The organism is Bacteroides sp. AF25-38AC, from assembly GCF_003602995.1.
GTDB classification, from domain to species: domain Bacteria; phylum Bacteroidota; class Bacteroidia; order Bacteroidales; family Bacteroidaceae; genus Bacteroides; species Bacteroides uniformis.
In genome coordinates this window covers 139,757-152,146 of the sequence record NZ_QTMD01000002.1, presented here as the reverse complement: position 1 = coordinate 152,146, position 12,390 = coordinate 139,757, and the positions used below count along the sequence as shown (strand labels likewise).

16 protein-coding genes and 1 pseudogene are annotated in these 12,390 nt (G+C 47.2%); 12 read left to right on the top strand and 5 right to left on the bottom strand.

Translation table 11 applies throughout. From position 1 onward, the window contains the following. The first annotated feature begins 2 nt into the window (after positions 1 to 2). The 12 genes and pseudogenes from DWY55_RS02190 (at position 3) to DWY55_RS02135 (ending at position 8,261) form a co-directional block, all read left to right on the top strand. Positions 3 to 617, top strand: a complete 615-nt coding sequence (locus tag DWY55_RS02190; protein WP_118086574.1) for a hypothetical protein — start codon at positions 3 to 5, stop codon at positions 615 to 617. Positions 618 to 660: 43 nt separating this feature from the next. Continuing rightward, positions 661 to 1,020 carry a DUF3876 domain-containing protein gene (locus DWY55_RS02185; RefSeq protein WP_004294975.1) on the top strand — a complete coding sequence of 120 codons (360 nt, stop codon included), beginning with the start codon at positions 661 to 663 and terminating at the stop codon, positions 1,018 to 1,020. Beyond that, the gene (locus tag DWY55_RS02180; protein ID WP_008152252.1) at positions 1,017 to 1,646 is read left to right on the top strand and encodes a DUF4141 domain-containing protein; all 630 of its coding nucleotides are present in this window, start codon (positions 1,017 to 1,019) and stop codon (positions 1,644 to 1,646) included. Before DWY55_RS02185 ends, DWY55_RS02180 begins: the two co-directional genes overlap by 4 nt. A 3-nt stretch (positions 1,647 to 1,649) precedes the next feature. Beyond that, positions 1,650 to 2,663, top strand: a complete 1,014-nt coding sequence (gene traJ / locus DWY55_RS02175) for a conjugative transposon protein TraJ (protein WP_118086573.1) — start codon at positions 1,650 to 1,652, stop codon at positions 2,661 to 2,663. 32 nt (positions 2,664 to 2,695) lie between these two features. Continuing rightward, positions 2,696 to 3,319 carry a conjugative transposon protein TraK gene (gene traK / locus DWY55_RS02170; protein WP_025019300.1) on the top strand — a complete coding sequence of 208 codons (624 nt, stop codon included), beginning with the start codon at positions 2,696 to 2,698 and terminating at the stop codon, positions 3,317 to 3,319. After that, positions 3,316 to 3,633, top strand: coding sequence for a hypothetical protein (locus DWY55_RS02165; RefSeq protein WP_007560878.1), 318 nt, complete (start codon positions 3,316 to 3,318; stop codon positions 3,631 to 3,633). The genes traK and DWY55_RS02165 overlap by 4 nt, the downstream gene beginning before the upstream one ends. After that, entirely contained in the window at positions 3,545 to 4,876 is a 1,332-nt protein-coding gene (traM, locus tag DWY55_RS02160; protein ID WP_374938806.1) for a conjugative transposon protein TraM, read from the top strand. The genes DWY55_RS02165 and traM overlap by 89 nt, the downstream gene beginning before the upstream one ends. Positions 4,877 to 4,922: 46 nt before the next feature. Further along, complete coding sequence (gene traN, locus DWY55_RS02155; protein ID WP_120178010.1) at positions 4,923 to 5,837, top strand: conjugative transposon protein TraN; 915 nt, start codon at positions 4,923 to 4,925, stop codon at positions 5,835 to 5,837. Beyond that, positions 5,834 to 6,391, top strand: a complete 558-nt coding sequence (locus DWY55_RS02150; protein ID WP_025019303.1) for a conjugal transfer protein TraO — start codon at positions 5,834 to 5,836, stop codon at positions 6,389 to 6,391. Before traN ends, DWY55_RS02150 begins: the two co-directional genes overlap by 4 nt. Before the next feature lie 6 nt (positions 6,392 to 6,397). Then, positions 6,398 to 7,258, top strand: a pseudogene (locus tag DWY55_RS02145) (toprim domain-containing protein). After that, positions 7,255 to 7,758, top strand: a complete 504-nt coding sequence (locus DWY55_RS02140; protein ID WP_025019304.1) for a DUF3872 domain-containing protein — start codon at positions 7,255 to 7,257, stop codon at positions 7,756 to 7,758. The pseudogene DWY55_RS02145 and the gene DWY55_RS02140 overlap by 4 nt, the downstream one beginning before the upstream one ends. A gap of 47 nt (positions 7,759 to 7,805) precedes the next feature. Further along, on the top strand, positions 7,806 to 8,261 hold the full coding sequence (locus tag DWY55_RS02135; RefSeq protein WP_025019305.1) for a glycoside hydrolase family protein: 456 nt from the start codon (positions 7,806 to 7,808) through the stop codon (positions 8,259 to 8,261). 44 nt (positions 8,262 to 8,305) lie between these two features. On the opposite strand, the gene DWY55_RS02130 is transcribed toward DWY55_RS02135, so the two are convergent. The 5 genes from DWY55_RS02130 to DWY55_RS02110 are packed head-to-tail and all read right to left on the bottom strand — an operon-like array spanning position 8,306 to position 12,065. Then, positions 8,306 to 8,653 (bottom strand): hypothetical protein, encoded by a 348-nt coding sequence (locus tag DWY55_RS02130; RefSeq protein WP_025019306.1) that lies wholly within the window; start codon positions 8,651 to 8,653, stop codon positions 8,306 to 8,308. Continuing rightward, positions 8,653 to 8,958: a helix-turn-helix domain-containing protein gene (locus DWY55_RS02125; RefSeq protein WP_004326306.1), complete on the bottom strand. Its 306-nt coding sequence runs from the start codon at positions 8,956 to 8,958 to the stop codon at positions 8,653 to 8,655. Before DWY55_RS02125 ends, DWY55_RS02130 begins: the two co-directional genes overlap by 1 nt. After that, positions 8,942 to 9,277 (bottom strand): type II toxin-antitoxin system RelE/ParE family toxin, encoded by a 336-nt coding sequence (locus tag DWY55_RS02120; protein ID WP_025019307.1) that lies wholly within the window; start codon positions 9,275 to 9,277, stop codon positions 8,942 to 8,944. Before DWY55_RS02120 ends, DWY55_RS02125 begins: the two co-directional genes overlap by 17 nt. A gap of 56 nt (positions 9,278 to 9,333) precedes the next feature. Further along, positions 9,334 to 10,104, bottom strand: a complete 771-nt coding sequence (locus tag DWY55_RS02115) for a hypothetical protein (RefSeq protein ID WP_025019308.1) — start codon at positions 10,102 to 10,104, stop codon at positions 9,334 to 9,336. Positions 10,105 to 10,106: 2 nt separating this feature from the next. Continuing rightward, positions 10,107 to 12,065, bottom strand: coding sequence for a hypothetical protein (locus DWY55_RS02110; RefSeq protein WP_120177999.1), 1,959 nt, complete (start codon positions 12,063 to 12,065; stop codon positions 10,107 to 10,109). Positions 12,066 to 12,390: the final 325 nt, after the last annotated feature.

Here is a 12,390-nt window from a genome sequence, read left to right as displayed (position 1 = left end):
TTATGAATGACAGTTTTGAATCGGATGAAAGGAAGCGTAAGGAGATAATTGAATGTCTCTACCGGTCCCTGATGAACGGATGGGACATACCGAAGGATATCCGTGAATATTACGGATTTTCAGAAGACTATGAGCTGTATCACCGGCTTGAAAGTATGGAACCGGAAGATTACAGGGAAAGAAGGCTCAGAGGCGAGATACCTGATGCCGTGGAGGTCGATGTAAGACTGACACATGCTGTGGAGAAGGTCTTCGAGCGGCTTTGTTCCCCTCCTCCCGTACAGTATCTCGACAAGCTGTACGGGGAACTGGAAAAGCTGGGAGGTTTCATAGCCAACCCGAAGAATATTGACAGCCCTTTTATTAATTCCGGTTTTCTCATGAAATACGGCATTGACCGGAATTCTCCGGATGAAATCAGGCGGCAACAGGCAGAAAAGGCATATAAAGAACTTTATGCCAGGTTTGAAACCATGGTTGGCCTGAAGTCCCCAAACAAAAAGGACGATACCATTATCCGCAAGGAATGTCGGCAGCCAGCCTGTAAGGACAGACCGACCGGAAAAGTCCGCATCCCGGTCAGTCCGAAGCCAAAGAGACGCAAGATGGGACTTTGAGAGATTCAGTAAAACAAGAACAACATCATTAAAAAGACAATACATGAAAAACAGACAGTTGTACAGACTGGCCGCCTGCCTGATCGGGGCGGCATCATTGCTGCTACAGAGCTGTAGTGAAAGCAGGTTCAAGGACTGTGACCGCCTGTGCGGTTCATGGAGCAGTGTGGAAGGCAAGCCCGATGTCCTTATATATAAGGAAGGGGACGCCTACAAGGTGACGGTCTTCGCCCGCAGCGGAAAGACACGGAAGCTGAAGCCGGAAACCTATCTGCTGGTGGAAGAAAACGGTAACCTGTTCATCAATACCGGCTACCGCATAGACATCGCCTACAATGAGGCGGCTGACGTATTGACCTTTTCTCCGAACGGTGACTATGTAAGGAAGGAGGTACGTCCATGAGAAAAAGACTGCTGCTGCTTTGTGCAGGAACCTTTTTTCTTGCCGGACAGATACGGGCACAGTGGGTGGTGACCGATCCGGGAAACCTTGCCCAGAGTATCATCAACATGTCGGACAATATCGTGCATACCTCTTCAACTGCGACAAGTACCGCCCAGAATTTTGCGGAGACGGTGAAGATATACCAGCAGTACAAGAAATACTATGATGCCCTGAAGTCCGTCAACAATCTGGTGAAGGATGCCCGTAAGGTCAGTGAGATTATCCTGATGGTCGGTGATGTGTCGGAAATCTACGTGACCAATTTCCAGAAGATGCTGGGTGACGAGAACTTTTCTCCCGAAGAGCTGGATGCCATCGCTTTCGGTTATACCAAACTTCTGGAAGAGAGCAACGGGGTGTTGCAGGACCTCAGGCAGGTAATCAACGTCAGCACCCTTTCCATGACCGACAAGGACCGTATGGACGTGGTGGATGACTGTTATGCCAGTATGCGCCGTTACCGCAATCTCGTGAATTACTATACGAACAGGAATATAGCCGTGAGTTTCCTGCGTGCCCGCAAGAAGAATGACCTTGACCGTGTCCTGAAACTCTATGGCAATGACACCTCCAAATACTGGTAGCCTATGGTATTGTTATCTGTGGATTTCTCGAATCTCCATACCATTCTGGAGAGCCTTTACAATGAAATGATGCCCCTTTGCGGGGATATGCTGGAGGTGGCCAAGGGACTTGCCGGACTCGGTGCCCTGTTCTATGTGGCCGTCCGTGTCTGGCAGTCGCTTGCCCGTGCCGAACCGATAGACGTGTATCCGCTTCTGCGCCCGTTTGCGATAGGCATCTGCATCATGCTTTTCCCGACTCTGGTACTCGGAACGATGAATACGGTGCTGAGTCCGATTGTGCAGGGAACCCACAAGATGCTTGAGGGGCAGACGATGGACATGCAGCAGTACCGTGAACAGAAGGACAGGCTGGAACGTGAAGCCATGCTCCGTAATCCGGAAACGGCCTATCTGGTCAGCGATGAGGAGTTTGACCGTCAGCTGGACGAGCTCGGATGGTCGCCCGATGCCATGGCAACCCGTATGGGCATGTATATGGAAGTGGGCATGTACAATCTGGAAAAGAATATCCGTGACGCCTTCCGCAGTCTGCTGGAACTGCTTTTTGCCGCCGCATCCTTGCTGATAGATACGGTAAGGACCTTTTTTCTGGTGGTATTGTCCATCCTTGGTCCCATTGCCTTTGCCTTCAGTGTGTGGGACGGTTTCCAGTCCACGCTCAGCCAGTGGTTCACACGTTACATTTCCGTCTATTTGTGGCTTCCCGTGAGTGACCTTTTCAGCTGTATGCTGGCCAAGGTTCAGGTACTTATGCTGCAGAACGACATCCTGGAGCTCCAGAACAATCCGAACTATTCGCTGGACAACTCCAATTCGGTATATGTGATCTTCATGCTGATAGGTATCATCGGATATTTTACCGTGCCGACCGTGGCCGGATGGATTGTGCAGGCAGGCGGTGGCGTAAACTATAACCGCAACATCAACCGTACCGCGACCAAGGCCGGAGGATTTGCAGCCGGTGCCGCAGGTTCCGGACTGGGAAATATCGGAGGGCGTCTGCGTGGAAAATAAACAGAACAGGAACATAAAAATCATGAAAACAGATGGAATTCAAATCACTGACCAATATTGAAAGCAGTTTCAGACGGATACGTCTGATGCTTGCGGTCTTTGTCGGATGCTGTACGCTCGTTACCGTCTTTGCCCTGTGGAACTCATACCGCTTTGCGGAGAAACAGCGTGAGAAAATTTATGTACTCGATGGTGGCAAGTCACTGATGCTTGCCCTTTCACAGGATCTTTCACAGAACCGTCCGGCTGAAGCCAGGGAGCATGTAAGAAGGTTCCATGAGCTATTTTTCGGGCTGTCGCCGCAGAAGGATGCCATAGAGCACAATATCAACCGTGCCTTGCAGCTGGCGGACAAAAGTGCCTATCATTACTATGTGGATTTTGCCGAGAAAGGATATTACAACCGTCTCATTTCCGGCAACATCAACCAGGTGGTACGGGTGGACAGCGTGGTCTGCGACTTTTCCGGCTACCCCTACAGGGCCAGGACGTATGCCCGCCAGATGATTATCCGTGAGAGTAACGTGACGGAACGTTCGCTGGTGACTGACTGCCAGCTTCAGAATACCTCCCGTTCCGATGACAATCCCAACGGCTTTATCATCGAACATCTGATCATACTGGAAAACAAGGACATAAGGAGTGTAGAGCGATGAAAAGGAACCTGACGAGACAGGCGGACCTTCAACTCAGGAGGTTCTGCCACAGACTTACCGTGAAACAGCGCAAGGCCGTTCTCTGGATACTGTTTGTCCCGTTTGCCGCCGCATGTGTCTATACGGCATGCAGACCGTTTATAGGCAGTAAGAACCGGGAGTCCGGAATGGAATTTATGGAAAAGGATTCACTCCGTATGGAGTTCATTCAATCTATTGTAAGAAATGGAGAAAGAAAAAGTCAAGAAAGTAATGGAACGGCTGATGAAACCGTTCAGGCTCCGGTCCTCAAAGGACAGGAAGCCGCTGAGTGAGGAACAGAAACGCAAACGCGCCGGATTTGTGGTGTATCCGCTGATGTTCCTGCTGTGTCTGGGAAGTTTCTATCTGATATTCTCACCTTCCGGGCAGGAACGGGGGCGGCAGGATAAAGGACAGGGATTCAATACGGAAATCCCTTCTCCCGAGGACAGCCGCCTGGAAGGGAACAAGAAGGATGCCTATGAAAAGGCTCTGATGGAACAGGAAAGCAGGAAAAGGAAGACATTCTTTGAAGCTGCGGAGTCCATGTTTGCCAAAGAGGAACGGAAAGACAGTGTCCGTCTTCCCGATAATATTCCACCGGAGAGGAAAACAAACACGGAAACGGAAACAGAAAAAGGCAATGCCGGACCGGTCAGTTCCTCAGCCGGAGCCTACCGTGAGATGAACCGTACGCTGGGAAGCATCTATGAACCGCGGACCGATCCGGAAAAGGAAAGGCTTCTGGAAAGGATTGAGGAACTGGAGCGTATGCAGCAACAGCAGCAGAAACAGGAGCCACTGTCAGGCATGGAGGAAAAGATGGCCCTGATGGAAAAATCCTACGAACTGGCCGCCAAATACAATAACCGTCAGGCAGTGGAGACTCCTTCTCCCGTCAGAAAAGTGGAGGACAAAAAAGCCATGCCGGTGAAACAGGTCCACAATGAGGTGGTATCCTCGCTTTCCAGACCCATGAGCGACGAAGAGTTCATATCCGCCTTTTCGGGAGAACGCAATGCCGGTTTCAATACGGCTGTTGACCGGAAGACCGTAACGGAAGGCAATACCATTGCTGCCTGTGTACACGGAACACAGACCGTATCCGACGGACAGGCCTTGCGCCTGCGGCTTACCGAGCCCATGTCCGTTGCCGGACGTTTCATACCGAAAGGGACTGTACTGGTAGGTGGCACACGTATACAGGGGGAACGGCTGGAAATCATGGTCAATGCCGTGGAATACAAGGGAACTATCCTGCCGGTGGAGCTGGAAGTCTATGATCTGGACGGACAGCAGGGAATCCTGGTGCCGGGCTCACTGGAATATGACGCTGCCAGAGAGATTGCCGCCAACATGGGAACCTCGATGAACAGCAGCATCAACATTTCCACCGATGCCGGGGCGCAGATTGCCTCAGATTTGGGAAAAGGTGTGATACAGGGCGTTTCCCAGTACATATCCAAACGGATGCGTACGGTAAAGATTACTTTGAAGGCCGGACACCGGATACTGCTTCATTCACCGGAGAAATGAAATACAGTAAACTATGAAAGAAAAGACAACCATTAAACAAAAGCACATGAAGAAGATTCTGATGATGTTTGCCCTTTTGCTGGGCGTATCGGCTGCCTGGGCGCAGCAGAGTAGCGGTGATTATTATGAGGGGCTGACCCGCAAGATCGGTTTCAGCCAGATGATTCCGCCGCACGGACTGGAAATAACGTATGACAAGACCGTCCATGTCATTTTCCCGGCTCCGGTCAAGTATGTGGATCTCGGTTCTACAAACCTGATAGCCGGCAAGGCCGACGGTGCCGAGAATGTAATCCGAGTAAAGGCCACGACACGCAATTTCAGGGAGGAGACCAATATGTCTGTAATAACCGAAGACGGGAACTTCTATACCTTCAACGTGAAGTATGCCGATGAGCCGCTGCTGCTGAATGTGGAGATGTGTGATTTCATCCATGACGGAGAATCGGTGAACCGTCCCAACAATGCCATGGAAATCTATCTGACCGAGCTGGATAACGAGTCACCCCGTCTGGTACGTCTTATCATGAAATCCGTGTATGAGAATGACAAGCGCCGTATCCGTCATATCGGCTGCAAGCGTTTCGGTATCCAGTATCTGCTCAAAGGACTGTACACCCATAATGACCTGCTTTATTTCCATACCCAGGTAAAGAACTCCTCGAATGTGCCCTTTGACGTGGATTTCATTACGTTCAAGGTGGTGGACAAAAAGGTGATGAAGCGTACGGCCATGCAGGAGCAGGTGATTTATCCGCTGCGTGCCTATAATTATGTGACACGTGTAAACGGCAGGGATTCGGAATGCACGGTATTCGCCCTTCCCAAGTTTACGATACCGGACGACAAGAAACTGGTTGTGGAGATGTATGAGAAACAGGGCGGCCGTCACCAGAGTTTTGAGGTGGTCAACGAAGACTTGGTGCATGCGGAAACCATCAATGAACTGAAGGTACGATGAGAACGAAAGTATTGTATATGCTGGCATTGCTGCTTGTCCTTTCCGTGGGACAGGCAGACGCCCAGCGGATTCTGCCAAGGATGCAGGGTGTGGAAATGCGTGGAGGTATGGCTTCCGATAACGGATACTATATGGGAATGATATTTTTAAGCTATGCCAAAGGCGGGAACAAATGGGTATATGGAGCGGAATACCTGCATATGAAACACGGTTACCGTCATGTGACCATCCCTTTTGCGCAGTTTACGGCAGAAGGCGGTTATTACCTGAATTTCCTTTCCGATGCGGGAAAAGTGTTCTTCCTCAATCTAGGAGGATCGGCACTGGCCGGATATGAGACGATAAACTGGTCCGATAAAAAACTCTATGACGGAGCCACCCTGAAAAACGGCGATGCCTTTGTGTACGGCTGTGCCCTGACGCTGGAGATGGAACTGTACCTTGCCGACCGTGTGGCATTGACGGCTTCCTTGCGTGAGCGTTTCCTGTGGGGCGGAAGTCTCGGACATTGCCATCCCCAGTATGGAATCGGCATCCGTTTTATGATAAATTAGTGGGTTATGGAACTGGAACAGATTAGACAGATTTCCCTTGTCGGTTTTCTTGAAAATCTGGGGCATATGCCTGTATCCCGTAAAGGAAATGATGTCTGGTTCAGATCGCCTTTCAGAAATGAGAGAACCGCATCCTTCAAGGTGGATACGCAGCGGAATGTCTGGTTTGATTTTGGCCTCGGAAAGGGAGGTGACATCTTCCATCTTGCCGGAGAACTGACCGGAAGTACCGGTTTCATGGAACAGCTGGAGTTCCTTTCAGGGAAATCCGGCATCCTTCCCCTCCGGCCTTTACAGGAACGTAAGAAGATACCCCGCGTTTCCGGATTCGAGGACGTGAAAGTGACGGAACTGAGTCATGAGGCATTGAATAGCTACCTGAAAGAGAGAGGAATTGATCCGGCCATAGCCGGGAGATTCTGCAAGGAAGTGGCTTATGGAATACGGGGCAAACGGTATTTTGCCATAGGCTTCATGAACCGGAGCGGCGGTTATGAACTCCGTAACCCGATGTTCAAGGGATGCATCTCTCCCAAGGACATTTCCTGTGTGTCCCTGTCCGGAAAGAAACAGGATACGTGCTGTGTGTTTGAATGATTTGTGGATTTCCTTTCGGCATTGGTATTGCGGACTGTGGCGGACGAGGACTGCCTGGTGCTGAACTCTGTATCCAATCTGGAACGGTCGTATGCCGTTCTGGAGGGCTATGGCAAAATCCGGTGCTTTTTTGACCGTGACCGGGCCGGGATTACCGCATTGGAGACTTTGAACATACATTTCGGGAACAAGGTTACGGACTGTTCTGGTTTGTATGATGGATTTAAGGACTTGAATGAATATATGACAAAAACAAAGGAAAACAAATGAAGACAGGAAAGAATATAAGAAAAGGATTTGGGTTGGCAGGCAAGATTGCCATGTTCTGCATAGGTCTGGTCAGTCTTGTACTGACCTCGTGCGAATCCGAGCTGGAAATCCAGCAGAGTTATCCGTTTACCGTGGAAACAATGCCAGTTCCCAAGGAACTGAACAGGAATGAGACGGCGGAAATACGATGCGAGCTCAAAAGTGAGGGCGATTTTGACGGTACGGTCTATACGATCCGTTATTTCCAGTATGACGGGGAAGGTTCCCTGAAACTGGACAACGGTCTTGAATTCAAGCCGAATGACCGTTATCTGCTGGAGAACCGGAAGTTCAGGCTGTATTATACTTCACTATGTGACGAGGCGCAGAACTTCATTGTCGTTGTCGAGGACAACTGGGGAAACATGACGGAAATGGAATTTGACTTCAACAATGCAGGTGATGAAGAGACGGATGCCGTGGAAGATTCTTTGTCAGTTCAGGAAGGAGGTGCCCTATAATAACCGTTAGACTTCTAAGATCAGCACTGCCATTGGTGGTACTGGCCATGACGGTAACTTCCCTGCGTGCACAGGGGAATTTGGAAGACTCACGTTGGGAAACGGCTGTCAGGTGTATCAAGAAATACGAAGGATGGCATGGTCCGGAACATTATCCGTATGTTGCATACGGTCACCGTATCAGAAAAGGGGAAAAGTTTCCTGCCAGACTGACTGAAAGTGAGGGAGACAGTATTCTGAGAAAAGACCTGAAGGAAATGTGTGCATTGTTCCGACATCTGGGAAAGGATTCGTTGCTGATAGCCTGTCTTGCTTATCAGGTGGGACCATATAGGTTGCTCGGTTATGGTAGGATGCCCAAAAGCACGTTGATAAGGAAACTGGAAGCCGGTAACCGGGACATTTATGCGGACTTCATACGATATTGTCACTATAAAGGAAAGAAGATTCTGTCAATTGAAAGGAGAAGAAAAGAAGAATACAGATTACTGTTTATGCCATAGAGAACAAGACAGCCGTGAATTTGTCATGATTCGCGGCTGTCTTGTTATAATATCCTGTCTAAAAAAAGTGCCAGGGGATAAATGAATCGGTTATACTGTTTCATAGCATCCATATCCAGCTTCATGTTTTTGTAAGGATTTGAATCGTCTGTATAGAAATAGATGTCTGTTGTCTGGTTACCATTTTTTATAATTTTCCCGTTCAATGGTATCGCGTCAACATCCTCGAACTTTTCAAGGGGAAGTCTTTCAATAGAACCGGTTTCCTGTTTGCCGAGACTGTTTGTATAATGATTGAACAGTACAAATCCTTTCCGGGCATAATCAATGTGAATGCCGTATGGACGGTTGCGGTAAAAGTTTTCTCTGGCTTTTTCCTGATAATTTTCCATTATAATACCGGTTTGACAATTTCAATCTTCAATCCGAGCGCATCAATGATACGGCAGAACGTACTGATACCCGGATCTACAATACCTTTTTCAATTCTGGAGATATAGGACTTGTTGGTCCCGATTTTTTCAGCCAGTTCGGACTGGGTCATCTTTTCCTTCTTTCTGGCATCGCATATAATCTGTCCCATGCAGTAGGCGTATGCCTCCTTACGAAACTCCTCACGTTCAGGTGTTCCCGGCTTGCCGAATTCCGCATCCATGATAGCATCGATGCTGGTCAGGTTTTCATTTCTTGCTTTCATAATACTCCTCCTTTATCTTTAATGCCTTTTCTATTTCAGAAGGCGGTGTCTTCTGTGTCTTTTTCTGAAATCCGTTGAACAGGATTACGATGTTCCCGTCATCAAATATGAAGAATACCCGGAAGATATTGCCTCCATATTCAGCACGGATTTCATAGAGCTCTTCACGCAGATACTTCACGAACTTGCTGTTTACCCTTTCCTGTACTTTCAGCATATCAAGAATATAGTATATCTTGCGGGCTTCCTCTTTTCTGAGAGATGAGATAAAGTCCATAAAATAATTCTTGTATGCTGATATGGTACGTTCCTGTTTCATGCAGCAAAGATATAAAAAGTTTACATATCAGGCAACCTTGAAAGATAAAAAAGATTTTATGTTTTATTTCCCAAGTCTGTGAAGTTGATGCAACCCGTTACTATGAAATCCTCTTTTCCGTAGTCAGCCAGTGATTTCAAATCAGAGAGGCTTTTACAGTAGAAAAATATCGTATTATCATATTCTTCAGGTATATCAGTAATTGCGATGTTTACGTATTCAGTATTAAGACTGTCTTTCCATATAATCTCGCACTCTGCAAGTTCAGGTTTTCTCCCGTATGTTTCGACAAATTTCTTGAAACCGTTTTCAATATCATTTTTTACGGCTTCTATGTCGCAGAGAATGGTATAATTGTCACACTTCTCACACCATCCATATAGGAATGACTCATCATCATAATTATAGAACTGTTTTGTATTCGGATTGATGAAGGCATTGCAGATTACATGATTTGCTCCACATTTGCAACATATAACATTTTCTTCCAGTCCTGTATTTTTTATCTGAAAGATGTTAGTCATGGCTTCCAGTATCTCGTTAAGCCACACCGGATTGGCCAAAGCCGCCTCATGGCGGCTTGTGACCTTGTAATTTTCTCCGGTTATCTTATCATGGACTTCAAGTGTGATTCCTTCTCCGACGGCAGTTACCTTGTGTACGGAGCATTCGCACGGATCACCGGTCTTGTCAAACCAGATTACGTAAACCGGATTGTCATTGTCTGTCAATACGACTTCGGAAACCGAGTTTGCCTGCATCAGTGCAAGTATCCTGCCGATGATTTCATCGCACAGGTTTTCAATTCTTTTTTGGAGAATATTCATATTCAGATAAGATTTAGATGTTGGACTTCTTTTTTGTATTTCTCCAGTGAAGGCTTGTATCCCTGTTCATGGATAACGTCCTTCAGCTCTTTCAGGGTATAGGTCCGGGCTATGTCCAGTCCGTAGTCTTCCGCAAAGGCTTCTATTCCAATCAGACAATACCCCATATTGCGGTGTACCGTTTCTGCATTGATTTCCATAGAGTCATCTGTTCCTTTGGGGAGTACAGCCTGCTCCTTCAATTGACAGATCTTGTATTGCAGGCCGGAGGCGAGCCTTTCCATGTTCCTGTCATGGTAGGTCAGTCCGTCCTTGCGGATACAGTATTCCACTGTCTGTCCCATGAAAGAGTTGCGGAATATTTCGCATCCGAGGATGGTACGGATATGTTCCACCTCATAATACCGCATGGCTTGTACATCTTTCAAATCCTTTTGAATCTTCGGAATCCGGAATTGCGGGTCGTTGTCACATATTGTCTTTTCCAGCCATGTCCGGTGGAATGTGGTAATCTGTTTTCTGAACACTGTCTTGGCAGGCATATATCGGTTGGGATGGCGTGTCATGATAAGATAATATTCACTTTCATGCCATCCGCGTTTACATTTTTGTAAGGCGATGTAAGCGAGTCCTATACGGCAGTATCGGCGGCTGTCATCACGGTCTCTGATATGCTCGAAATCCGTTTCACATCCATAGAATTCGGCTGGAAGCCCTGTATATTTTTGGAATTCCATGACCCGTTCCTTGAAATACCGGATATTATCCTGGTCTTTTTGACATAACAACCTGGACATTTCAGGTGTGATGAATTCCATCCGCAGATAATGGAAGTATTGAGGCTTCTCCTTCAGAACCTTCTCGGCAAGTTTTCTGGTCTGTAGTTTCTTCGGCAGTTGAGGGAGCCAGCGCAGACTATGGCCGTATTCGGTGAAATATTCCACAAGTTCCCTGTTCCAGCGTTCCGATGGAATATCAGGGTAGAACGAATCCCTTCTGGCCAGTGCCATACAGACCTCTTTCGTCATCAGGTTCGGTTCAAGAATGAAGTTGTAACTGTTGATTTCTCTTTTTACTTCAAGTGTATGAATAAGTCTTTCCGGTGTCCGGAACCGTCCGGGAAGTTTGTTAAACAGGTTAGGTTCCAGCTCCATTGCTTTGTCAGCCATGGCATCATCCGCATGTTTGGAGAACCACTCGTAATGTCCGTATGAATCGAAAATGCCATGCAGGTTGCCTGTCTTGTGACAGATGGCCTTCCATACGGTGTCATAGTCAAGCCAGCGTGTATCCACTTCCTTGATACAGCGTATGGCCCATTCCTTGTAGTATGCTGCCTGTTTGAAACATTTAGGCATCATTTTGTCGATAGTCATGGTTGCGATACGTCCGTCATGGATCAGTTCTTTCCAAAGTCTGAAATCCTTGGCTTGTCGCGGAACGAAAGAAAGCATGACGCTTGTTTCATATAAGAACTGCTGTTCATACCTCTCTGAACAGTACCGGTAACCTCCGTTTTGCTGTACGTCACGGTAAAGGGAGTATATTGCATCACGGACTGTTCCGTTGTTCCATGAGGATGAAGGTATCAGATGCAGGTAGTGCATGAAATTCCTGTGTGCGAACAGCGATTCAAGTATGTCACTGTTCCTGTATTTTTCCGGTATGTCAGGAAAATTACTCTTTTCGGCCTTTATTGCCCTTAGACAAATCTGGCGGTTACGTTTTTCTTCAGGTATCTTCGAAAGCTGCCAGGAACGCCATCCGTAATCATCTGTTTTGAATATACTGTCAAGTATTTCAGAAGTAATATATTTCTCCGGCAGATAGTTGACCAGTTCCGGACGGTGTTCGGTCGCGGCCAGTTCAACCATTTCCATTGTGATGAATTTGTCCGGCATACATGATATAGCCGTAAGTATTCGATAAACTCCCTCGTATAATGGGTAACGTATGTTCATAATATCGTTTATTCATTTTATCGTTCTATGATTTATTGTTACATCAATTCAACCAAAAGATGTGCAGGGTTCTATAGAAGTTGATATTTTTCCTACTAATGGAGCGGATAAAAGGGAGTTTCCCCCCTTTTCCCTTATTTTCCTGTGATAAATGGGATAAAGCGGTATTTTTATCCCTGCTTTCCCGCCATAATTGGTATAAAAGGGTATTCTTTCCCTTATTTTCCCTATTTATCGGGGATAATGAAGATAAAAACGGCACTTTATTCCCTATTTTCCCGTCTTGATTGGTATAAAACGGTAGTTTTCCCGTGTTTAGGCGGGA